Genomic DNA, 22,185 nt, shown 5'->3' with positions numbered 1-22,185 from the left:
CAGCCCAACCCCTGACCGGCACCTGGAAGCTCCGAGTCCAGGACCACGCGGCGATCGACGTCGGCTACATCGAGCAGTGGCGGCTCATCCCCTGATCCCCTCCGTCCCACCTACCGCGGCCGTTGTTCCGGGACACACACCGAGTTCCAGAACAACGGCCGTGGCCCACCAGTGTCAGCGGCCTGCGGCACGATCCCGCCCCTGCCGATCGACAAGAGCCACATCCGCGCCACGATCACCTGCGCGGGAACGCGGACATCCGGCCGTCCCCCGCACCGACCGCCGGCTGCACGGCGTTGCCCCACGACCTCCCGGACATCGAACTGCCCCCCGACGGCGAGCTGTTGAACTTCACTCACCTCTCCAACCCGCCGGAATCCTCTGCCGTCCCGCACATCTCCGCGGGTGTCGCGACGAAGCAGCACCCGAGGGTCCACCGATTCGACGTCCTTCCCGACTTCGAGGAAGCGGCCCTCAACGGGAGCCATGCTCAAGACCTGTGGATCGAGTTCGGGGAGCACGCGAAGGGCGTACCTTCCCGAGTGATCGACTGATGGTCATCGAGCAGGCCGGTGTTCGCAGCACCGGTCGAGAAGGCACGCCCGTGCTCAGAGTAGTCAACGACGACGCCACCACCGCCAACGGCTCCTCCTTGATCGACGAGACCGTCCGTAAGGGGGCGCGGCGGATGCTCGCGGCGGCTCTGGAGGCCGAAGTCAACGCCTACATGGCGGAATTGGGCGACCAGCGTGACGGGACCGGCCGGCGGCTCGTGGTCCGCAACGGTTACCACCTGCCCAGGAAGGTCACCACTGCGGCCGGGGTGGTCGAGGTGAAGGCCCCGCGGGTGAACGACAAGCGAGTCGACGAGACCATGGGCGAGCGCAAGCGGTTCTCCTCCGCGATCCTGCCGCCGTGGTGCCGCAAGTCTCCGAAGATCAGCGAGGTGCTGCCGCTGCTCTACCTGCATGGCCTGTCCTCCGGCGACTTCGTCCCGGTGCTGGAGCAGTTCCTTCGCTCGGCGGCCGGACTCTCGCCGGCTACCGTCATCTGCCTCACCCGGCAGTGGCAGGCCGGCCATGCCGCGTTCATGGTCCGCGACCTCGCGGAGGTCGACTACGCGTACGTGTAGGCCGACGGCATCCATCTCGACGTCCGCCTGGAGGAGGCCAAAGCCTGCGTCCTGGTGCTCATCGGGGTCCGCGCCGACGGCTCCGAGGAACTGGTCGCCCTCAAGGACGGCCACCGCGAATCCGCAGAATCCTGGGCCGACGTGATGCGTGACTGCGCCCGCCGGGGCATGCGCGCCCCGGTCCTGGCGGTCGGCGACGGCGCCCTCGGCTTCTGGAAGGCCTTGGCTGAGGTGTTTCCGGCCACCCGCGAGCAGAGGTGCTGGGTTCACAAAACGGCCAACGTCCTCGACTCCATGGCGAAGTCCGCGCAGCCCGGCGCGAAGAAGGCCGTCCAGGACATCTGCAACGCCGAGGACCGTGACCACGCCGAGGCGGCGGTCAAGACCTTCGCCAAGCTCTACGGCGCGAAGTTCCCCAAGGCCATCAAGGATGGCAGGTCGCAGCCCCGTTATCGGCACCGGGAATGGGCGGCAGCGGTGGCTTGCCGGGTGGGCGTGTGGGCTGCCACTGGGCGGTCAGCAGAGCGTAGGCGCGTTCGGCCTGCTCGGCGATCTCGCGCTCGTGGCGCCGTAGGTCCTTGTTGTTGTAGTCGTAGCCCGCACCGCGCCGGGCGATGCGGCGTTCGGCGCCCGCGGTCAGCTCGAGCTTGCGGCGCTTGAAGGCGACCAGGCTGGGGCGGGCGAAGGCGTAGTCCTGCTCCTTGGTGACCAGGTGCCAGGCGATGACCGCGATCTTCCGGGCGACCGCGACGACCGCGATCTGGAAGCCGCGCCGGGCGGCTATCCGCTGGTGCAAGGCCCGCAGCGGGCCCGGGGAGCGCAGCGCGGCGAACGCGGCCTGCACCAGCATCCCGCGGGCCTTGCCGCACCCGGCCTTGGTGATCCGCCCGTGGTGGGCCGGCTGCCCGCCGGACTGGCGCACCCGCGGGTTCAGGCCGAGGTAGGACACGAGCTTGTCGGAGCTGGGGAACCGCCGGAAGTCTCCGACCGCGGCAAGCACCGTGACCGCGGTCATCGCGTCCACCCCGGGGATGGTCATCAATCGTCGCACCACGGGGTCGTCCAGCGCCTCGGCGGCCAGGCGCTGCTCCACTGCGGCGAGTTCGGCGCCGTAGAAGTCGAGCTGGCGCAGCAGCGCGCCCACGGTCTCACGCTCGTCGGCCGGCAGCGTCTGGTGCTCCAGCCAGGCCCGGCCGCGGGTTCCAAACAGGTCCGAAACCGGCGGACGCGGCAGCATGTTGCGATGCAGCACCGCTTGGACCTGGTTCTTCACCTGGATCCGACCGTGCACCAGCTGGGCCCGGTGGGTGGAGAGGCGACGGAGCATCCGGGTGCGCTCGTCGGGGAGCCAGGTGCCCGGCAGGAAGTCGGCGGCCAGCAGCTGCGCGAGGATGCGGGCGTCGACCTTGTCGGTCTTCACCTTGGCCTCGGCGATCGCCCGAGTCTTGACCGGATTGGAGATCACCACGCGGGCCACGTACTGCTCCAGGAGCACCGCCACCGCGCTCGCATTCCCGGTGGCTTCCAGTGCCACCTGGTCGTCCGGCCGCAGACCAGCGGCGAACTCCCGCAGTGCCTCGGGTCGGCAGTCCACCCGGCCCCAGTCCGCGACGAATCCGTTCTCCACCACTGCGACCTGCGCGAAGTCGCGGTGGATGTCCAGTCCGATGGAACGTCCCACCGTCCGCCTCCCTGCGTCGGCGTGCATCTGTTGCGGGGTCAGCTGGGCGAAACGACACCTACGGAATCGCGCTCTCGACGCAGCCAGGCAAGTCGCAGGGGCGGCCATCTACTAAGGCGGGCTCGCAGCCCATCGTTCAAGATCGGCCTGCCCATGCTGAATCCCCGGGCACCCCTTGTCCTGACGGTCGCACCGTACAACCAGGCCGAAGCCCGGTCACCAGGACGCGGACAACGGCGCCCACGACTTTCATACCTGGTACGAACCCGATCGAGTCCACGTTCTCCACCGTGAGGCTGCGGACTAAGGTCACCCGCGGCGCCGGCTCCCGCACCGCGGCCCTAGCCCTGGTCTTCAAACTTATCGAGTCCGCCCAGCAGCGGTGGCGGGCGGTCAACGCTCCTCACCTCGACGCCTTCGTCCGCGCCGGAGCCCGCTTCGAACGCGGTCTGCTCGTCGAGCGGCCCAGGAGCAGGCCGCATGACCGTCATCGGCCTGCGGCCGGCCACCGCCGCGGACAGCGACTACTGCTTCCAGCTGCACAAGACCGCCATGGGCGCCTACATCACGGCCGTCTGGGGCTGGGACGAACAGATCCAACGCGACTTTCACGCCAGCGCGTTCACTCCGGATGGATGACAGATCATCACCGCCGATGGCACGGACGCCGGCATGCTCCACGTCGAGCACCGGCCCACCGAGATCTACCTGGCGCGGATCGAGCTCCACCCGACCATCAGGGACGCGGCATCGGCAGCCAGCTCATCCGCAGCCTCCTGCACCAAGCCCACCAGCAGGGCCGGGACCTCACTTTGGACGTCCTGGCCGTCAACCAGCGAGCCCAGGCCCTCTATCAACGACTGGGCCTGCACGTCCCGTCCGCGTCCTGCGCCCCCGCACGGCCCTGCGCCGTGACGGGCCGCCGTTCTGCGCGCCCGCGCAGGGGGGATGACGGCCGTGTTCCCCCAATACCTCCCCCTCTGAGGGGACTTGGGGGGTACGCCATGACCGACACGACCCTCGACACCACCGTTGCGGCTTCCCGCGCGGCAGTCCTGGACGACGCCCACATCGGCGACATCCAAGGCGCGCTCGGCACCATCAGGCTGGATGACACCGCGCCCCGCACCGGCCTGCCGGCCAAGCTGAAGACACTGCTCGCGATCGTCGGCCCCGGCCTGATCGTGATGGTCGGCGACAACGACGCGGGTGCATTCGCCACCTACGGCCAGGCTGGCCAGAACTACGGCACCCACCTGCTGTGGACCCTGCTCCTGCTCGTCCCGGTCCTGTACGTCAACCAGGAGATGGTGCTGCGCCTGGGCGCCCGTCACCGGCGTCGGCCACGCCCGCCTCATCCTGGAGCGGTTCGGCAAGTTCTGGGGCGCGTTTAGCGTGATCGACCTGTTCCTGCTCAACGCGCTCACCCTGGTGACCGAGTTCATCGGAATCACCCTGGCCACCGGCTACCTGGGCCTGCCCAAGGCCGCCTCCGTGGTACTCGCCGCCGTGATCGTCATCGCCTCGGCGTTCACCGGCTCCTTCCGCCGTTTCGAGCGGGTCGCCATCACACCGTGCGCCGCCTCGCTGCTCCTGGTGCCGATCTACTTCATGGTCCACCCGCACGCCTCGCAGATGGCCCGCGACTTCGTCGTCCCGAACATGCCCGGCGGCACCGGTCGGCTGTCCACAGTCATGCTGCTGATCATCGGCATCGTCGGCACCACGGTCGGCCCCTGGCAGCTGTTCTTCCAGCAGTCGTACGTGATCGACAAGCGGATCACCCCGCGCTTCATGAAGTACGAGAAGGCCGATCTGTGGATCGGCATCGTGATCGTGGTCATCGGGGCCGCGGCCATGATGGGCTTCACCGCCGCCGCGTTCGCCGGCACCCACGGCTTCGGGAATTTCACCGACACCGCCGGTGTCGCGCACGGCCTTGAAGCGGCGGCGGGCAAGTTCGCCGGGGTGCTGTTCGCTGTCGCCTTGCTGGACGCCTCGATCATCGGTGCCTTCGCCGTGTCCCTGTCCACCGCCTACGCCATCGGCGACGTCTTCGGCATCAAGCACTGCCTCCATCGCGGCGTCAAGGGAGCCAAGGGCTTCTACGCCGTCTACGCCGGTCTGGTCGCCACCGCTGCCGCCATCGTGCTCATCCCCGGCTCCCCGCTGGGCCTGCTGACAGAGGGCGTGCAGACGCTCGCCGGCGTCCTGCTGCTCTCCGCCAGCGTCTTCCTGCTCCTGCTGTGCAACGACAAGCAGGTCCTCGGCCCCTGGACCAACGGTCCCAGGACCAACGCGTTCACCGCGGCCGTCGTCGGTGTCCTGGTCGCCCTGTCGGTCATCCTGACCGCCTCGGTGCTCTTCCCTGACATCTCCGCCGGCGCGATCCTCGACATCATGGCCGCCTGCGGCATCGTCGGCGTGCTCGCCGCCGGATACGCCTTCACCCGGCGCCGCAGGGGCACCAAGGAGGACCCGATCGACCGCACCGGCCGGGACACCTGGCGCATGCCCGCGCTGGCCACGCTGACCCGGCCGGCCATGTCCACCGCCTACAAGATCGGCATGGGCGCGCTGCGCACCTACCTGCTCATCGCCATGATCCTGGTCGTCATCAAGATCGTCCAGGTCGCCCTCGGCCACTGAGCCTCTCCCCGCAGCCGGTCCTGGACGAGCGGAAGGCCAAGCAGAAGCAGACCCCTCGGGCGTGGCGGGTGTACGAGGTCACCTGCGCGGACTGTGGGAAGGGGTACAACACGCCGTGCGAGAGCCTGGACGGTCCGCACCGCTCACGACTCGAACTGGCCAAGGAATACAGCCATCTTGGCAAGCCCCCGCCGAGGAGGTGAGCTTGGAGGTCCGTCGGGACCTCGTCGAACGGCACCGCTAAGCGCTAGTCCAACCGGTCGAGGAGCTCGCCGTCGCCGTCTGGGGGCGATGGTTCGCCCTGTCACAGCGACCGCGGTGCTCGCACGGGATCGTGGTGATGATGGACGGCGGCACGGTCTTCGAGCCGGACGCGGTCCGCCAACTGGTGCAACCGTTCTCCGACCCGGGGATCGGAGCGGTCTCCGGCAACGTCAGGGTTGTCAACCGGGGCGGCCTGCTGGGCCGTTGGCAGCACATCGAGTACGTCGTCGGCTTCAACCTGGACCGGCGGCTCTTCGACCCGGCCCGGTGCATGCCCACGGTGCCGGGCGCGATCGGCGCCTGGCACCGGGCGGCGCCGGTGCACGTCGGCGGTGTCTCCGAGGCGACAGCCGCCGAGGACACCGACCTCACCATGGCGATCTGGCGTGACGGCTGGCGTGTGGTCTACGAGGAGAAAGCCATCGCTTGGACCCAGGCTCCCGCTTCCCTCGGTGCTCTGTGGCGGCAGCGTTACCGTTGGTGCCATGGGACCCTGCAGGCGATGTGGAAGCACCGCGGCGCCGTCCGCCAGAGTGGAGCGGCCGGTACGTTCGGCCGTCGCGGGCTGCTTTTCCTGCTGCTGTTCCAGGTGCTGCTGCCACTGTTCGCACCCTTGGCCGACGTGCTGAGCGTGTACGGGATGATCTTCCTCGACCTCGTGCACGTGCTGCTGTGGTCCTCGTTTCTGCTCATCCAGGCCGTCACCGGGGCCTATGCGTTCCGCCTCGACGGCGAACGGCTCGGACCGCTGTGGAGCCTGCCGTTCCAGCAGTTCGGCTACCGCCGGCTGATGTATCTCGTGGTGGTCCAGTCGGTCGCCACGGCCCTGTCCGGCAGCCGCCTGCGCTGGCAGTGCATGGAGCGCCACGGCTCCCACCAGGAACCACCGCTGTCATCGACAGCAGGGCCGCGAGACTGGCGGTTGCAGAGTTGGAATGGGGTGGCTGTTGTCGTTCCGATCTTGATGGGTGGCCCCCGAACGGGAGCCTCGATCCGCTGATCCAACTCGGCGTCTCCGTCGGAGCGGAGAAAGCAACTCGGATCAATACAATTCGGTCTACCGGTGACCTCCCCGAATCGCCTCCGGCTCCGCCGGTCTCCTCGGTGGTGCGGGTGCCCGATACGGTCGCGGTCGACTTCATCAAGTCGGCCCTGCCGCTCAAGCCGGTCCGTGCCGTCGCCCCGGCCGTTGCCCGACCGATCGAGCGGCCTCCTTTCCCTCGGAGGCGCCCCGACCGAGCCGCCCGACCGGACGTATTCCGGAGGCGGCGAAGCCGACCCGGCCCCGCCGCACGGCGGACGAACTGCTCACCGAGGCACGCGCGGTGACGGCCGATCGGCCGGACGCGATGGTGACCGCGGAGGGCATTCGCCGCACGCTGCGCCCGTCGCCCGCGAACGCGTGGATGGTCCGGGACGCGCTGCTCGCTGAGCTGCTGTTTCGACGGTCGGCCCTGCGACCGCTCCGGCCGGATCGCCGACGCGGTGATGGGCAGAGCCTCCCGGGCGGTGGGCGCAGCGGTGGGGGCCGTTGCTGTGTGGCCGGGAGGCTCTGCCTGGTTTCTGATCAGCCCGGGTGAGTGGGCTGTGTCAGCTCGTGGGGTGGTCGGGGTCGCTCGTGGTGACCCCCTGGGTCGGTCGGTGTCGTGCTGTCAGTGGCTCTTGCTGGAGCTGCCGTTGCCGTCGTGGTCGCAGTCACTGCCGCCGTGGTCTCCGTAGTCTCCGTAGTTGCCGTCGTGGTCGCATTTGCAGGGCCGGCCGGGGATGCAGGGATTGCCGATCTGGGTGGCGCTGGCCTGGGCGCTGCTGCCGGCGAGGTCGGTGCTGCCGGCGAAGGTGGCGGTGTAGCCGTTGAGACGCAGGTCCCGTGCGACCCCGATGGCGGTGGCGACGTCGGGGCCGGTGTAGCTGGTACAGGTGGCCACGCCGTTGGCGTCGGTGGTCGCGGTGCACAGCAGGGTGCCGGTCCCGGCGCTGGTGAAGGTCACCGTCTGTCCGGCCACGGGAGTGCCGCCGCTGGTGGTGGTGAGGGTGGCCGTCATGTTGGTGAAGTCCAGTGTGGCCCCGGTCAGGGTGAACGTGGCCGGTGTCGCGGTCAGGGTGGTCGCCTGCACCGCCGTGTAGGTGATCTTCAGCAGCGGCGTGCCCGTGGTGTCCGTACCCGCGGTCGCACCCGAGCTGGTCGGAGCGTACGAGGAGCCGGCCCCCGCGCCACCCCGCGAAGCTCCACCGCCGCCGCCGAACCAGCCGCCCCCACCGCCACCACCGGCGGTACCGAACGGGCCGGTGACGGGGCCGGTGCCGCCGTGGCCGCCGTGACCGGCAGCACCATTGGCGCCAACGGTGAAGCCGACGCCTGGTGTGACAGTTGCTCCCTCGCCGTGGGTGGAGCCGCCCCCGCCACCGCCGGCGCCGATTCCGAGGACTCCGCCGCCTCCGCCGCCACCGCCGCCTCCGGCAGTGGTGGCCGAGGCGCCGCCGCCATCGCCTCCCCTGCCGTTGCCGGTGCCGCCGGCGGTGGCCGTACCGTCACCGCCGGGGCGGTTCGCCTCGCTGTCGCCTCCGCCGCCCCCGCCGATGCCGAAGGCTCCGCCGTTCCCGCCGCGCGAGTTGGTGGAGGCGGTGCCGGGGGCGCCGCCGTTGCCGCTGGCGTTACCGCCGGCGGCCCCGGTAGCGGTCGGGTTGTTGATGCTGCCGCCGCCTCCGCCGCCGGCGGCGACGAGGAGGCGGCAGTCCGTGGTGGGGTTTCCCGACCGGAGGCAGCCGGTGTTGTCCTCGGTCTGGAGGCTGGTGGCACCACCACCGCCTCCACCGGGGTTGGTGATGTCGGCGGCACCGGAGCCGCCGGCGCCGCCGCCGTTGAAGCCGCCCGTGCCGGTGTTGCTGCCCGCGCAGCCGACCTCGACGTGGAGTACCTGGCCAGGGGTGACGGCCAGGCTGGCACCGGTGACGCTGCCGCCGTTGCCTCCTGCCCCGCCGGTGCTGCCGGCGGCGCCGGCTCCGTTGCCGCCGGGGGCGCCGACGGCGTCCACCACGATGGAGGACACACCCGCGGGGACCGTGAAGGTCTGGTCACCGTGGGTGCAGGTGAAGGAGACCGACTGGGGCTGACGCCGCAGACTCGCCTTGCCCGCCGGGGTGAGGAAGGTGTGCGCGGCGCGAGCCGTGGACGCCGCCGGCAAGGCGGAAGCGGACGTTGTGGTCACGGGGACCGTGACGCTACCGGCGATGACCCCACAGAGCAGGGTCAACGCCGCACCCCCTGCCTGACGACCACGAAGAGCGCGGCCGGACACCAGGCGTGCCACCCGCCCGTGTCCGGTGATGGTGGAAACGGCCATGAGACGAATCCGTAACCCTTTCTAACCACGGCGCACCTCACTCACCCGCACACACCCACTCCGGTTGGAGAGGGGTTACGGGGTACGGGCGCGCACAGAGAAGGCCTCACGGCAGCAACCCACCACCGCGAGGAGCCCACCACATCCCCCTACCAGAACAGGCAGGAACGCGAATAAGACGGACCGTCACATAAAATGACAGTTCGGCAGGCGTCGTCATCCACACCACACCGCACATGACCCCCGTCCAGACCAGCATGCTGCTGGACGGAGCAGACGCTCGCGGCGCCCGAAGTGATCCGGGACAGTCCGCGGGAGGCTCCAAGCCGGCCTCGCCCAGGGTCTTCCGCACGGAGCTTGTCGCTGACCCGGGGGCGCCTTGCCCCGGAAGGCCCGGCTGCGCGCCGTCGGCTGCTCGCGATGGGGCTGCGCCCTGGTGGTCGGGACGTGGCCATCGAACTCCGGCGTCCCGGTCGACGGCGGGGCCCGCTGGTCGTCCACCTCTGTTGCGTCGACAGCGCCCGGCCGGTCCGCCCAACGACCCCGGACCGCGCCGCCGCCCTCGCCAAGGCCAACCGCGCCCGACGTCTCTGCCCCACCTGTCGGCGCGATGTCGGATACGTGAGCTGTCGGTCCGACGACTGTTCTGCGACAACTCCGGCTGCGCCAGGAGGACATTCGTCGAACAGGTCCAGGGGCTGACCTTCTTCTACGGCCGCCGGACGCCGCTGCTGCGGGGCCTGCTGGAGGCGGTCGAGGTGGCACTCGCTGGATGGGTCGGCGCCAGACTCGCCACCGAAATTGTCGGTCCCGGCCGACCGGTCGGAGCTGCTGCGGCTCGTGATGGCGCTACCTGATCCACCCGCGGCCACACCGTGGGTACTGGCAGTCGACGACTTCGCGACCCGGAAAGGACATGTCTACGGAACGCTGCCACCGACCGTCCGGCAGGTGACCGGCTGGCTCAACCGCCATCCGGACACGCTGAGCGAGGAGGAGGCCAGTCAGCTCAAGCTCACGCCCGCCGCATGTCCCGAACTGGCCGCCGCCCGCGAGCACATCCGCGTCTTTGGCCAGATGCTCCAGACGCGCCGGGCCGCCGAGCTGCCGACCCGGATCGAGGAGGTCACCACCGGCGGGCTGCCCGGTCTTGCAGGCTTCGCCCAAGGACTGGCCACCGACCTGGACGCGGTCACGGCCGGCTTCACCACGAACTGGGGCTCAGGCATCGTCGAAGGCCGCGTCTGCGATCTCAAGATGCTGAAACGGCAGATGTCCAACCGAGCCGGACTCCCTCTGCTGAGAAAGCGCGTCCTGCTCGTCGCGGCCTCCCGACGCTCACACACCGTGTCGTACACCCGAGCAGCGTGATCGCCTTCACGAAATGCGCGCCAGGACCGCCATTTGGGACCACCGAGGCGTCTCCGAGCGGCCCCGACCTGTGAAGATCAATGCTCGTGAAGGCGGTGTCAGCGTTGGCGTGAAAGTGCCCAGCCCGGTACACGGCTACGTACCCAGCAAGTTCGATACCGTCGGGCGCTGAGCTGCCCGATTGCCGGCCCGGGCGATTCGCGCCGTTCCCCCACCGTATCGTTCGTCTGGTCAGCCTCCACATCCAAGGAGACCGAACCCGTGCTGGACGCGGCCACGATCACCGTCAACACCGCCAGGTCGCGGCGGACCAGCGCCTGAGCGAACGGTTCTCCGGTGACTCGGGCGTAAGCCATCCGCTCGCACACCTCGCTGAGGGCGCGTGGGCGGTAGCCGGGGCCGCCGCAACAGCTCTTGTGGAAGCACACACCGGCGTGCAGCAGCACGGCGAGGGTGCGCCAGGCGGCGGTGTCCCGCCTCTTGGGTGCCGCGAAGGCGGAGCCGACGTGGATCAGTGGTTCGGTGCAGCGTGGACAGACCCGGTCGTGGTCGTGGTAGCCGAGGCAGGGCTGCTTGTGCGAGGCCGGCAGGGCAGGCAAACGTACGAGGTCTTGACATGGGTCATGCGGGAAGGGCAGAGCCACCAGTGGGTCGGGCTCGACAGATTTCCGGCATGCTGCGCTGGCCATTCAGTAAAGGTGGGGCGGCGACGGCCGACCGTACTTGCTTCTACCCGCCCCTTCGGAGTGCTGCGTCGACGGCGTCAGCAGCGTCCCTCGCGGCCAGCTCGCTCATCTCTCTGGGGACCTCGCGGTTGTCGTACACGAAGAGTCTTGCGTCGACGACGTGGGTCTTCGGGTGCCTGCCCCAACTCCTCGCGGATCCTCGCGTGCAGCCGGTCGTGGAACTCCTTGACCAGGCCGTGGTCGCGCCAGCGGCGAAAGAACGCGTATGCCCGGTCCCTGCAAGTTACGCGGAATCTGGTGCCGCAGTATGCGTCTCGTATCCTGCGGCGTTCCCCTACTGGACGTCCTCACCCACAAGACCGGCACCGCGTTCACCAAGCCCGTCGACCCGCTCCTGGGCAAGGCCGTCGAGGCATGGCAGGCCGTCAGACCCGCCCAACCGCAGATGCTCGACCACAAGACCGGCGAGTTGGCCGACTTCCTGTTCGCCCACCGCGCCCGCCAGGTCGCCAAGCACTACATCAACACGACGATCATCCCGATGCTCTGCCGCAAGGCCGGAGTCCCCGCGGCCGATGTTCGCGGCAACATCACCAGCCACCGGGCCCGATCCGCGATCGCCAGCCAGCTCTACAACGCCAAGGAGCCCATGACGCTGTTCGAGCTGCAGGAATGGCTCGGCCACCGCACCCCGGAGGCGACGGCCCACTACGCGAAGATGACACCGAACACGCTGGCCAGGGCCTACAACGACGCCGGCTGCTTCGCTCGCAACGTCCGCACTATCGAAGGCCTCGTCGACCGCGACGCGGTCGCCTCCGGCGGCGCCGCCAGCGGCGAGCCCTGGCAGTACTACGACCTGGGCCACGGCTTGTGCACCTACACCTTCTTCGAGCAGTGCCAGCACCGGATGGCCTGCGCACGCTGCGACTTCCACACCCCGAAGAACTCCAGCAGGGGCCAACTGCTGGAGGCGAAGGAGAACCTCCAGATGATGCTGGCCAACATCCCCCTCACCGACGACGAACGCGCCGCGGTCCACGACGGCCAGGCCGCCCTCGACCAACTTCAGGAACGACTCACTGATGTCCCCACCCCAGCCGGACCGACACCACGTCAGATCGGCACTCCGGCCACCGCGACCCTCCTGCCGATCGTCGACGTGACGGCCCGACCACGACAGCGCGGTCCGGGAAGTCCGTGACCATGCAGGTATCTGTGGATCGCCTCAACCCGATACCGTGAGAACCTTACGAATCCGTTTCCCCAGCGGGATCGCCGTGGCCGACGACGGCTCCGTGCTCTGGGCCGAGTGCTACACCAACCGGGTGCTCCGGCTGCCACCGGGCGGCCGGCCGGAAGTCCTGTGCACCCTGCCCGAGGAGCAGCTACCCGAGAGCCTCAAGACCGGCCCCGACGGCACGCTGTGGATCGCCGGCCTCTTCGCCGAGGGCATCGTCGTTCTCGATCGGCACGGCAGGCAGACAGACTTCGTCCACACCGGCGGGCTGCCGTTGAACTGCGTTCTCGGAGACGGCTGCCTGTACGTGACGGATCTCGGCTCCTTCGACGACTCGGCACCCGAAGCCGCTCAGATGACCGGCAGGCTGCTGGAGGTGGCCCTGTGACACCGGCCGAAACCGAGATCCTCGTCGACTTCCTCGGACATCCCGAGACCCCCGAACTCCTGTCGGACGGAGGGGTCTTGTTCGCCGAGACCGACAGCGGCCGGATCTGCGTCCGCTACCCCGACGGCCTGCTCGCCACCTTCGCGGTGCCCGGAGGCCGCCCCTATGGTTGCCTTTTGGGCAGCGATGACCACCTCTACGTCACGCAGAGCGGTCACGACGGCGAGGGGAGGCTGGCGCCCCGGACCGTACCGCCCTCACTGCAGAGGGTCAGTCCCGACGGCACCGCGGTGGAAGTTCTTGCGACCGAGGCCGATGGCCTGCCCTTCACCGCCCCCAACTCCCTGGCCTGGGGGCCCGACGGACGGCTCTGGATCACCGACTCGGGCCAGTGGGACCCCGACCTCCGTTCCGATCCCGGATACCTCTACGCGGTCGGCCCAGGGCTGCGCGTCGAGATCGTCCTCGAACTCGGACCCACCTTCCCCAACGGTGTCCTGGCCGAACACGACGGCAGCGTGGTCTGGGTGGAGTCCTACACCCGCCGGGTCTGCCGCATGCTGCCCGACGGCCGGACCGAGCACATCACCACCCTGCCGGAGGGACATACCCCGGAAGCCGTCAAGGCCGACGCCCACGGCAACCTCTGGATCGCCAACTTCGAAGCCGGTGGCATCGACGTCATCGCCCGCGACGGAACGCCCCTACGCGAGTTCGTCCTCGGCGGCGTGCCAATCAACTTCGCATTCGGCAATGGGGAGTTGTACGTCATCGACTTCGGACTCACCGAGCACGAGACCGTGTACGGCTACCGCCCGGGTCAACTGAAGCGTGTCCCCTGCGAAACGGCCGGAGCCCCCGTCCTGCGCGGTGCGCTGGACCACACCTTCGGCATCTGACGGACCACGAATACAAGGAGAACGTCCCCATGCCCCTTCCCCCCACCACCTCCGAGCCGACCGTCGAAGTGCTGGAAGCCGATTTCGGGGGCATGCCACAGGGCGGTGACCTGTTGCCCGACGGACGGTTCGTCAGTGTGGATACCGAGACCGGCCGGCTCGTCGGCTGGTCGCCCGACGCGGGAGCCCACACGCTGGCCAAAACCACCTCCGGCCCGATCGCGGTTGTGATGGGCACCGACCAGGCGGCCTATCTCGCGCACACCGGCGGGCGCATCGGTGACTTCTGGGTCGCCGACGACGCCGCCGAACCCTGTGTCCAGCGGCTGCGGATCGGAGCGGACGAGGCCGAGACCGTGCTCACCGAGGTGGACGGAGTGCCGCTCGTCGCCCCGCACGATCTCGTCTGGGGCGCGGACGGACGACTCTGGATCGCCGACTCACACATCTGGGAGTGGGACGCGGACCTGCGCGAGGAACGCAGCGGAAACGGGCGGATCATCGCCCTCGCCCCCGACGGCACCGCCGAGACCGTGGTCGACACCGGTGTCACCTTCCCCGCCGGGATTGCGGCCCACGCGGACGGCTCGATCGTCTGGACCGAGGCGTACCTCGACCGGGTACGCCGGTGGCGCCCCGACGGCACGGTGGAGACCGTCGCCCAGCTTCCCTCCGGGCACGTTCCGCACGGCATCCGATGGGCCGCCGACGGCAGCTTGTGGATCACGTCCTTCGGCTCCTCCACTCTCGACGTGGTGGCAGCCGACGGCAGTTCCGTGCGGTCGCTGTCCCTCGGCCAGGGCGACCGGCCGATGAACCTGGCCTTCGACGGCGACTCCCTCTTGGTGGTCGAGTTCCTGGAGGACGAGGCCGGCGACACGACCGGCCGCCTGCTCCGGGTCACCACCGGTGTCGAGGGTGCGCCCGTGCTCCGAGGAGAAATCTCGGGCGGCTAGCTAATGCCGTGACCGGATAGGTTCACCGAGGTCTCGTGGTCTGCGGGTGCGCGAGTCACCGTTGCTCGCCGGTTTCGGCTGGTCGCAGGACTGAACGACCTCGTTTGCATGGTGGTAATCAACTTGCTGCCCGCCGCGGCGCGCGGGCATGGTCTGGATCATGCTTGAACTACGCACTTTGGAATCAGACGACTGGCCCCTTTGGCGGGAGTTGCGACTGGCGGCGCTTGCTGAGGCGCCCTACGCATTCGGATCGACACTGGCCCAGTGGCAAGGCTCCGGCGACCGAGAGGAACGCTGGCGTGCCCGCCTGTCGGTTCCTGGCGCGCACGATCTCGTCGCGCTCCTCGACGGCCTTCCGGTGGGCATAGCCAGCGGAGTGCCGGGCGAGGGAGCAGAGAACGTGGAGTTGATCTCGATGTGGGTCAACCCCACGGCTCGGGGCAAGGGCGTGGGTGACTGCCTGATCCAGGCGATCGAGCGGTGGGCGGTGGAGCGCGGTGCCACGACGCTGCGGTTGTCCGTCATGCCGGACAACCGCCAGGCAACCGCGCTCTATGAGCGGCACGGTTTCACGGACACGGGTGAGCCCGGCGATCTTCTGCCCGATGGCATTGGCAGGGAGCGGGTCATGGCGAAGAGCCTGGCCACTGTCTGATCGCCACGTCCGGACACGGCGGGATCCCTCACTTGGTCAGGCTGCGGCGGCGAGGGGGCGTCCGCCCCAGCGAATGCCCTTCTCGCTGCGGATGCGGATGCGGATGCGGGCGCGTTCGCGGCGCTGTGCAGCCAGGACGTCGGGGTGCCGGCGGTTCTGGTTGCGCCAGCGCAGATAGCGGTGCAACTGGCTGGTCTGAACGGTGTGGTTGGGGTGGTGGGAGTTGGCGAGAGTGAACTGCCGCAGTGGCCCGAAGTGTGCCTCAATCGGGTTGGCCCAGGACGCGTTCGTCGGGGTGAAGCACAGCTCGACCTTGTTCCTCGTCGCCCAGCGGCGCATACGCCCGTTCTTGTGGGCGGAGAGACTGTCCAGGATCACGTGGACCGGGGCGCCGTCCGGGCGGGCCGCACGGATGCTCTTGAGTGCGACCCAGGTCGGGCCGATGCCCTTGCGGCGTCTGTTGACGCCCCACAGGGTGTCGTCGCCGACCGAGTAGCAGCCATGGAAGTATCGGGTGCCGTGAGTGCGGTGACAGGTCGCCGGCAACCGGTCCGGCCTGCTCTGCTCGGCCCAGCGGGCCCCGGCGGTCGGGCGGATGCCCAGCGGCCCGAACTCGTCGTAGGCGAAGGTCCGGTCCGGGCGCTCGTGGAGCACGTACTCGATGCGGTCCAGCTTGGCGTCGAAGTCCGGGTCAGTGGACTCCTTAGGTCTTGGTGCGCTGGAAGGTGATCCCGCGGCGGGCGAGTAGGCAGCGCAGGGCCTCGCGGCCGATCCGTATCGGGCGGGCGAGGTCGCGGCGCAGGTGATCGGCGAGTTTCCGAATCGACCAGCGGGTGAAGGGCTTGCCGAGCTTGGCTGGGCGGGTGGTGGCCGTCTGGATGACGAAGTCCTCGTCGCCATCGCTGAGCAGGCGGGGACGGCCTCCCGCCCACCGAGGGTCCAGGCAGGCCAGCCCGGTCTCGTTGAACTTCTGGATCACGTCCCGGACGGTGTCCTCGTCCGCCGGTACGAGCCGCGCGATCACCGGCACGGTGTTCCCGCCCGCTGAGGCCAGCAGCATCATCGCCCTGCGGAACCGCACCGTGCTGGTGCTGCCCCGTCGCACGATCCGCAGCAGTTTCTGTCCCTCTTGCTCGGTCAATGTGCGGACCCTGACCGGCTGTGCCATCTCGCCTCCCGCGCCGATCAGACGTGTCGTCACATCCAACCGGCACGAGGACATGACCACCAACCCGGCGAACCGACGCGGTCACAGCACTAGCCGCCGTCGAACACCCCTTTCCCGCCCTGCTGCGGCGTACGGATGATCAGCAAGTCAGGCGTACCGGGCGACCGGCCGCTCACGGTCCAGTTCGACGCCCTCGGTGTTCGCGCATGTCCTGGCCTGCTGCGGATTCACTCCGCCCTCGGCCACCCCGACCGTGTATTCGTGCCTCAAGAACGCCACGTCGATCGGTTCCGGCCGGCGTCGGCGGCGCTGTGGCTCCGAGCGGAGTTCCATGCAGACTTTGTCCTCAGGATGGAAGAAGTTGGATCCGTTTCGCTCCTAAGTTCTTCACGGTTTGGCAAATCGCTGCTACGTTCCTTCCCGAAGCCAGAGGACTTTGCCGACGCAGACAGAGGCCTGGGCCCTAGCCTGGGACGAGGGGAGGGGTTCGTGAGACGCATGACTGCTCGACCTGAGAACGCGCATCAGGCGCGGCTGCTTCGCCTGCTGCGTGACGGCGGGTCCAACTCCCGTGCCCAGCTGGGTGAACTGGTGGATCTGTCGCGTTCGAAGCTGGCCGTCGAGGTGGACCGGCTGCTGGAGACGGGGCTGGTCGTCGCGGACGGGTTCGCCCCCTCGCGCGGCGGCCGACGCTCGCACAACATCAGGCTCGCGCCGACGCTGCGTTTCCTCGGTGTCGACATCGGTGCCACGTCGATCGATGTGGCCGTGACGAACGCGGAGTTGGAGGTCCTGGGGCACCTGAACCATCCGATGGACGTCCGTGAAGGGCCGGTGGCGGTCTTCGAGCAAGTGCTGTCGATGGCGGCCAAGCTGAAAGCATCCGGTGTCGTGGAGGGCTTCGACGGCGCCGGCATCGGGGTCCCGGGGCCGGTCCGCTTTCCGGAAGGTGTGCCGGTCGCGCCTCCGATCATGCCGGGGTGGGACGGCTTCCCGGTGCGGGAGGCGCTCAGCCAGGAACTTGGCTGTCCGGTCATGGTCGACAATGACGTGAACCTGATGGCCGTGGGAGAGCAGCACGCGGGCGTGGCACGTTCCGCGCGTGACTTCCTGTGCATCAAGATCGGCACCGGCATCGGCTGCGGGATCGTGGTCGGTGGCGAGGTCTACCGGGGGACGACGGGCAGCGCCGGAGACATCGGGCACATTCCGGTGGAACCGGGAGGCCGTGCTTGTGCGTGCGGCAACCGAGGCTGCCTGGAGGCGCATTTCAGCGGTGCCGCGCTGGCCGGTGACGCGGAGGAGGCCGCGCGAGCGGGCCGGTCGCCGGAGCTTGCCGCCCGGCTGGAGGCGGCCGGGCGTCTGACCGCCGCGGACGTGTCGGCAGCCGCCGTGGCGGGCGACCCGGTGGCTCTCGAACTGATCAGGGAGGGCGGGAAGCGCCTGGGCCAGGTCATCGCCGGACTGGTCAGTTTCTTCAACCCCGGCCTGGTGGTGATCGGCGGTGGTGTGACCGGGCTCGGCCACACGCTGCTCGCCAGTGTCCGGACCCAGGTGTACCAGCAGTCCTTGCCGCTTGCCACACGCAACCTGCCCATCGTGCTGGGCGAGTTGGGGCCGAACGCCGGAGTCATCGGCGCGGCCCGGCTCATCAGCGATCACGTCTTCTCGCCTGCCTGACCGGATACAGATCATCCCGAATGCCACCGCGATCCGATGGCATCGCCGCAATCCCGTGGCACGGCCGCAATCCCGGGCCGCCACCTCAACCCCCTAGAGCGCTGTACCACTCCATGACGCTTCGGTGACCTGGTCCGGCCACCGCGCCGACCGCATGGCCGTCAGGCCCTCTCCGGCACCACCCGTACGCCCCGGCACGCACGACGCCTGGGGCTCCCTGGAGCTGCCCGCACACCCGAACTCCCTGTTCAGCCTGCCCACTCACGGCCCGCATCCGCCGAGGGGATTCTTCATGGCACCACTACCACCCCTGCTCACCATGTCCGGCATCACCAAGTCCTTCCCGGGCGTCCGCGCCCTGGACGGTGTGGACCTCGATGTTCAGGCCGGCGAAGTCCATTGCCTCCTCGGCCAGAACGGCGCCGGCAAGTCCACCCTGATCAAAGTGCTCGCCGGAGCCCACCAGCCCGACGGCGGTGAGATCACCTGGCAGGGCGAGCCCGTGACCCTGGGATCGCCGATCGCCGCCATGCGTCTCGGCATCGCCACCATCTACCAGGAACTCGACCTGATCGAGGGGCTGTCCGTCGCGGAGAACGTCTTCCTCGGACACGAACCGACCGCTGCCGGGTTCGTCGTGCGCGGCTCGGCCGCCCGCACGGCGACCGCGGAACTCCTGAAGCGTCTCGGGCACTCGGAGATCGATCCCGCACGGCTCGTCGGTGAACTGTCCGCGGCGCAGCAGCAGATCGTCTCGATGGCCCGCGCACTCTCCCACGATGTGCGGCTGATCGTGATGGACGAGCCGTCGGCGGCGCTCGACCCCGAAGAGGTGGACAACCTGTTCAGGATCGTGGGCGATCTGACGGCCGAGGGTGTCGCCGTCATCTACATCTCCCACCGCCTGGAGGAGATCCGGCGCATCGGAGACCGGGTAACGGTTCTGAAGGAGGGCCGGTCGGTCGCCGACGGTCTGCCCGCCAAGTCGACTCCGACCCATGAGGTCGTGGCCCTGATGACCGGGCGGAATGTGGAGTACGTCTTTCCCGAGCGGCCCGAGGCCGGGTTCGCCGAGGGGAGGGAGCCGGTACTGAGGGTGGAAGGACTCACCCGACGAGGGGAGTTCGCGCCCGTCGATCTGGAACTGCGGCCCGGTGAGATCGTCGGCCTGGCCGGACTCGTCGGCTCCGGGCGCAGCGAGATCCTGGAGACGGTCTACGGGGCGCGCAAGCCCGACGGCGGTCGTGTCCTCGTCGACGGCACGCCGCTGCGTCCCGGCAGCGTCCGGGCCGCCGTGCGGGCCGGCATCGGCCTCGCGCCCGAGGAACGCAAGGCCCAGGGCCTGCTGATGCTGGAGTCCGTCAGCAGCAACGTCTCGATCTCCACCCTGTCCCGGTTCGCCCGTGCGGGCTGGCTCGACCGGCGTACCGAGCGAGCAGCGGCGCACCAGGCGGTCCGGGAGCTGTCCTTGCGGCCCGACAATCCCGATGCCGCGATCAGGACGCTGTCCGGCGGCAACCAGCAGAAGGCGGTGCTCGCACGCTGGCTGTTGCGCGGCTGCAAGGTGCTGCTGCTGGACGAGCCCACCCGGGGTGTCGACATCGGTGCCCGGGCGGAGCTCTACACGGTGATCCGCCGCCTGGCCGACGAGGGGCTGGCCGTACTGCTCGTGTCCAGCGAGGTGCCCGAAGTCCTGGGGCTCGCCGACCGGGTGCTGGTGCTCCGTGAAGGCACCGTCGTGCACACGGCGGACGCCCGGGAGCTCGACGAGCACCTTGTACTCGATCTTGTGATGGAAGGGAGCCCGACGTCATGACGCAGCCGGCCGCATCGGCACACAAGGACGCGCCGACGTCCACCGCCAAGGCCGCGGCGGACAAGGAGGGTTCGGGAGCGCGCCGACCACTGGGCGGGTGGGGGGACGTGCGTACCCTGTCCCTGCTCGGCGTCCTCGCCGTGCTCGTCGCGGTCGGTGGGATCACCGCACCGGACGAGTTCCTGAAGACGAGCAATCTGCAACTCATCCTCACCCAGGCGTCTGTGATCGGCGTCGTCACCGTCGGCATGACGTTCGTCATCACCAGCGGCGGGATCGACCTGTCGGTCGGCGCGATGGTGGCGCTCGCCTCGGTGTGGGCGACGACGGTGGCCACACAGGACTTCGGCTTCGCGGGCATCCTCTTCACCGCGGTGGTCGTCGGCGTGGGCTGCGGTCTCGTGAACGGTCTGCTGATCGCCTACGGCAGGATGGTGCCGTTCATCGCGACGCTGGCCATGCTCGCCTCCGCCCGGGGCCTGGCGCTGCAGATCACGGGCGGCACCACCCAGATCGTGACCGTCGGATCCGTGCTCGATCTCGGTGCGAGGGACTCCTACGTCCTCGGCATCCCGCCCCTGGTTCTGATATTCGCCGCTGTCACCGTCATCGGCTGGCTGCTGCTCAACCGCACCACCTTCGGCCGCCGCACCGTCGCGGTCGGCGGCAACGCGGAAGCGGCACGCCTGGCCGGCATCGACGTCCGCCGCCAGCGTCTGTATCTGTACCTGCTGTCCGGACTGTGCTGCGGAATCGCCGCGTTCATGCTGATCGTGCTCGCCGGGTCGGGCCAGAACACCAACGGCAACCTCTATGAGCTGGACGCCATCGCCGCCGCGATCATCGGCGGCACCCTGCTCAGCGGCGGCCGCGGCACCATCGTCGGCTCCGTCCTCGGGGTGCTGGTCTTCACCACCATCACCAACATCTTCGCCCTGAACAACCTTGAGACCGCTGTCCAGCAGATCGCCAAGGGCGCCATCATCGTCGCCGCCGTCCTGGTCCAGCGCCGCTCGCCGCACGGCGACGCCTGACGCGTCGGCGCCACCCGACGCTCTGCCCCACACCGCCGGACGGCGGCCCCTGACACCGCCGTCCGGCCCCCCCAGAGCCACCATCCGGCACCCCCCACAGCCTCCATCCGGCACCTCCACAGCCTTCATCCGACACACACCGCCCAGTCGAAGGGTCGATCCGCCATGCCCAGAACCCCCGCCACCAGCCGCAGAGCGCTGCTGTTCGGCACCGCGGCCGTGTCCGCCGGTGCGCTGCTGACGGCCTGTACCAGCAACGACCCCAAGAACAAGGAAGCGGCCGCGGACAACGCCCCGGTCGCGGACGACAAGCCGGGCAAGGCCGTCACCATCGGCTTCGCCGGCCCGCAGGCCGACCACGGCTGGCTCAACGCCATCAACGACAACGCCAAGTCCCGTGCCGAGAAGTACTCCGACGTCACGCTGGAGATCACCGAGGGTTCCAACGACATCGCCCAGCAGATCGGCCAGATCCAGACGCTGATCAACAAGAAGGTCGACGTCCTGGTGATCCTGCCGGCCGACGGCAAGGCACTGACCCAGGTCGGTCTCCAGGCCATGAAGGCCGGCATCCCCGTCGTCAACCTGGACCGCGTCTTCGCCTCCCCGCAGGCGTACCGCTGCTGGATCGGCGGCGACAACTACGGCATGGGGCTCAACGCCGGCCACTACATCGGCGAGCAGCTCAAGGGCAGGAAGAACGCCAAGGTCGTCGAACTCGCCGGCCTCGACAACCTCGAACTCACCCAGCAGCGCACCAAGGGCTTCGACGACGCACTGAAGAACTACCCCAACATCCGCAAGGTGGCCCGCCAGGCGGCCGACTTCACGGTCGAGTCCGGCCAGGCCAAGATGGCGCAACTGCTGCAGGCCCAGCCGCAGTTCGACGCCCTGTGGAACCACGACGACGACCAGGGTGTGGGCGCGCTGCGGGCCATCGACCAAGCCGGCCGCGACGACTTCCTGATGGTCGGCGGCGCGGGGGCCAAGTCCGCGATGGACGCCATCAAGGCCGGAAAGGGTGTGCTCAAGGCGACCGTCCTGTACCCGCCGACGATGGCCGCCTCCGCCATCGACCTGGCCCGGGCGCTCGCCCAGGGCAAGGGCGTCGGCGGCCTCGCCGAGTTCGAGATCCCGTCCTCGGTGACGCTCTACTCGGCCGTGGTCACCAAGGACAACGTCGACCAGTACCTGCCGACCGGCTTCATCTGACCGGCCCGGG

The 22,185-nt window shown here is 69.2% G+C and carries 17 protein-coding genes and 6 pseudogenes; 19 read left to right on the top strand and 4 right to left on the bottom strand.

What is annotated here, in order from left to right; translation table 11 throughout:
- Nucleotides 1–11: 11 nt before the first annotated feature.
- The 3 genes and pseudogenes from ACIRR9_RS42030 to ACIRR9_RS42020 all read left to right on the top strand — a co-directional run.
- Nucleotides 12–95 (top strand): proprotein convertase P-domain-containing protein, encoded by an 84-nt coding sequence (locus ACIRR9_RS42030; protein WP_403763752.1) that lies wholly within the window; start codon nt 12–14, stop codon nt 93–95.
- 201 nt (nt 96–296) lie between these two features.
- Complete coding sequence (locus ACIRR9_RS42025) at nt 297–554, top strand: hypothetical protein (RefSeq protein WP_403763719.1); 258 nt, start codon at nt 297–299, stop codon at nt 552–554.
- Nucleotides 555–604: 50 nt separating this feature from the next.
- Nucleotides 605–1,558 (top strand): annotated as a pseudogene (locus tag ACIRR9_RS42020) (IS256 family transposase); the annotation flags it as partial.
- Here the strand turns inward: ACIRR9_RS42020 and ACIRR9_RS42015 are convergent.
- Complete coding sequence (locus tag ACIRR9_RS42015; RefSeq protein ID WP_403763749.1) at nt 1,557–2,795, bottom strand: IS110 family transposase; 1,239 nt, start codon at nt 2,793–2,795, stop codon at nt 1,557–1,559. The pseudogene ACIRR9_RS42020 and the gene ACIRR9_RS42015 sit on opposite strands and share 2 nt — an antisense overlap.
- 278 nt (nt 2,796–3,073) lie before the next feature.
- Between ACIRR9_RS42015 and ACIRR9_RS42010 the strand changes: the two are divergent.
- The 5 genes and pseudogenes from ACIRR9_RS42010 to ACIRR9_RS41990 all read left to right on the top strand — a co-directional run.
- Nucleotides 3,074–3,280: pseudogene (locus ACIRR9_RS42010) on the top strand (IS256 family transposase); the annotation flags it as partial.
- A 13-nt stretch (nt 3,281–3,293) separates the two neighbouring features.
- Complete coding sequence (locus ACIRR9_RS42005) at nt 3,294–3,452, top strand: hypothetical protein (RefSeq protein ID WP_403763757.1); 159 nt, start codon at nt 3,294–3,296, stop codon at nt 3,450–3,452.
- Nucleotides 3,449–3,673 (top strand): annotated as a pseudogene (locus tag ACIRR9_RS42000) (GNAT family N-acetyltransferase); the annotation flags it as partial. The gene ACIRR9_RS42005 and the pseudogene ACIRR9_RS42000, both read left to right, overlap by 4 nt.
- 144 nt (nt 3,674–3,817) lie before the next feature.
- Nucleotides 3,818–5,462 (top strand): annotated as a pseudogene (locus ACIRR9_RS41995) (NRAMP family divalent metal transporter).
- A gap of 301 nt (nt 5,463–5,763) precedes the next feature.
- Entirely contained in the window at nt 5,764–6,726 is a 963-nt protein-coding gene (locus tag ACIRR9_RS41990) for a glycosyltransferase (protein ID WP_403763746.1), read from the top strand.
- A gap of 652 nt (nt 6,727–7,378) precedes the next feature.
- Here the strand turns inward: ACIRR9_RS41990 and ACIRR9_RS41985 are convergent.
- A complete protein-coding gene (locus ACIRR9_RS41985) occupies nt 7,379–8,932 on the bottom strand; it encodes a hypothetical protein (RefSeq protein ID WP_403763716.1) in 1,554 nt (517 codons plus the stop codon).
- A gap of 429 nt (nt 8,933–9,361) precedes the next feature.
- Here ACIRR9_RS41985 and ACIRR9_RS41980 point away from each other — a divergent pair, with 429 nt between their 5' ends.
- The gene (locus ACIRR9_RS41980) at nt 9,362–9,769 is read left to right on the top strand and encodes an RRQRL motif-containing zinc-binding protein (protein WP_403763713.1); all 408 of its coding nucleotides are present in this window, start codon (nt 9,362–9,364) and stop codon (nt 9,767–9,769) included.
- Nucleotides 9,770–10,018: 249 nt separating this feature from the next.
- Nucleotides 10,019–10,438 carry a hypothetical protein gene (locus tag ACIRR9_RS41975; protein ID WP_403763710.1) on the top strand — a complete coding sequence of 140 codons (420 nt, stop codon included), beginning with the start codon at nt 10,019–10,021 and terminating at the stop codon, nt 10,436–10,438.
- Nucleotides 10,439–10,734: 296 nt separating this feature from the next.
- On the opposite strand, the pseudogene ACIRR9_RS41970 reads toward ACIRR9_RS41975, so the two are convergent.
- Nucleotides 10,735–11,063: pseudogene (locus ACIRR9_RS41970) on the bottom strand (deoxyxylulose-5-phosphate synthase); the annotation flags it as partial.
- 368 nt (nt 11,064–11,431) lie between these two features.
- Here ACIRR9_RS41970 and ACIRR9_RS41965 point away from each other — a divergent pair.
- From ACIRR9_RS41965 to ACIRR9_RS41945, 5 genes are all read left to right on the top strand, one after another.
- Nucleotides 11,432–12,328 (top strand): tyrosine-type recombinase/integrase, encoded by an 897-nt coding sequence (locus tag ACIRR9_RS41965; protein ID WP_403763707.1) that lies wholly within the window; start codon nt 11,432–11,434, stop codon nt 12,326–12,328.
- Nucleotides 12,329–12,365: 37 nt separating this feature from the next.
- Nucleotides 12,366–12,752, top strand: coding sequence for a hypothetical protein (locus tag ACIRR9_RS41960; RefSeq protein WP_403763704.1), 387 nt, complete (start codon nt 12,366–12,368; stop codon nt 12,750–12,752).
- Nucleotides 12,749–13,651: an SMP-30/gluconolactonase/LRE family protein gene (locus tag ACIRR9_RS41955; protein WP_403763701.1), complete on the top strand. Its 903-nt coding sequence runs from the start codon at nt 12,749–12,751 to the stop codon at nt 13,649–13,651. Before ACIRR9_RS41960 ends, ACIRR9_RS41955 begins: the two co-directional genes overlap by 4 nt.
- Before the next feature lie 29 nt (nt 13,652–13,680).
- The gene (locus ACIRR9_RS41950; RefSeq protein ID WP_403763698.1) at nt 13,681–14,607 is read left to right on the top strand and encodes an SMP-30/gluconolactonase/LRE family protein; all 927 of its coding nucleotides are present in this window, start codon (nt 13,681–13,683) and stop codon (nt 14,605–14,607) included.
- A 160-nt stretch (nt 14,608–14,767) separates the two neighbouring features.
- Nucleotides 14,768–15,265: a GNAT family N-acetyltransferase gene (locus ACIRR9_RS41945; protein WP_403763743.1), complete on the top strand. Its 498-nt coding sequence runs from the start codon at nt 14,768–14,770 to the stop codon at nt 15,263–15,265.
- 36 nt (nt 15,266–15,301) lie between these two features.
- Here the strand turns inward: ACIRR9_RS41945 and ACIRR9_RS41940 are convergent.
- Nucleotides 15,302–16,433, bottom strand: a pseudogene (locus tag ACIRR9_RS41940) (IS630 family transposase).
- A 498-nt stretch (nt 16,434–16,931) separates the two neighbouring features.
- On the opposite strand from ACIRR9_RS41940, the gene ACIRR9_RS41935 reads away from it, so the two are divergent.
- The 4 genes from ACIRR9_RS41935 to ACIRR9_RS41920 all read left to right on the top strand — a co-directional run bounded on the left by ACIRR9_RS41935 (nt 16,932) and on the right by ACIRR9_RS41920 (nt 22,175).
- On the top strand, nt 16,932–18,113 hold the full coding sequence (locus ACIRR9_RS41935; RefSeq protein WP_403763740.1) for an ROK family protein: 1,182 nt from the start codon (nt 16,932–16,934) through the stop codon (nt 18,111–18,113).
- Between the two features lie 292 nt (nt 18,114–18,405).
- Nucleotides 18,406–19,929, top strand: a complete 1,524-nt coding sequence (locus ACIRR9_RS41930; protein ID WP_403763737.1) for a sugar ABC transporter ATP-binding protein — start codon at nt 18,406–18,408, stop codon at nt 19,927–19,929.
- Nucleotides 19,926–20,963 (top strand): ABC transporter permease, encoded by a 1,038-nt coding sequence (locus ACIRR9_RS41925; RefSeq protein WP_359213698.1) that lies wholly within the window; start codon nt 19,926–19,928, stop codon nt 20,961–20,963. Before ACIRR9_RS41930 ends, ACIRR9_RS41925 begins: the two co-directional genes overlap by 4 nt.
- A 165-nt stretch (nt 20,964–21,128) precedes the next feature.
- Entirely contained in the window at nt 21,129–22,175 is a 1,047-nt protein-coding gene (locus ACIRR9_RS41920; RefSeq protein WP_355720599.1) for a substrate-binding domain-containing protein, read from the top strand.
- Nucleotides 22,176–22,185: the final 10 nt, after the last annotated feature.

Source organism: Streptomyces sp. NPDC101234 (genome assembly GCF_044767525.1).
GTDB classification, from domain to species: domain Bacteria; phylum Actinomycetota; class Actinomycetes; order Streptomycetales; family Streptomycetaceae; genus Streptomyces; species Streptomyces sasae.
Note: the sequence above shows the minus strand (reverse complement) of the source record. Positions and strands in the feature narration are given on the sequence as shown.

Coding starts and splice junctions, on each gene's coding strand:
- ACIRR9_RS42005 (WP_403763757.1), top strand. CDS start 3,294: ATGACCGTCATCGGCCTGCGGCCGGCCACCGCCGCGGACAGCGACTAC.
- ACIRR9_RS41965 (WP_403763707.1), top strand. CDS start 11,432: ATGCGTCTCGTATCCTGCGGCGTTCCCCTACTGGACGTCCTCACCCAC.
- ACIRR9_RS41950 (WP_403763698.1), top strand. CDS start 13,681: ATGCCCCTTCCCCCCACCACCTCCGAGCCGACCGTCGAAGTGCTGGAA.
- ACIRR9_RS41945 (WP_403763743.1), top strand. CDS start 14,768: ATGCTTGAACTACGCACTTTGGAATCAGACGACTGGCCCCTTTGGCGG.
- ACIRR9_RS41935 (WP_403763740.1), top strand. CDS start 16,932: ATGACTGCTCGACCTGAGAACGCGCATCAGGCGCGGCTGCTTCGCCTG.
- ACIRR9_RS41930 (WP_403763737.1), top strand. CDS start 18,406: ATGGCACCACTACCACCCCTGCTCACCATGTCCGGCATCACCAAGTCC.
- ACIRR9_RS41925 (WP_359213698.1), top strand. CDS start 19,926: ATGACGCAGCCGGCCGCATCGGCACACAAGGACGCGCCGACGTCCACC.
- ACIRR9_RS41920 (WP_355720599.1), top strand. CDS start 21,129: ATGCCCAGAACCCCCGCCACCAGCCGCAGAGCGCTGCTGTTCGGCACC.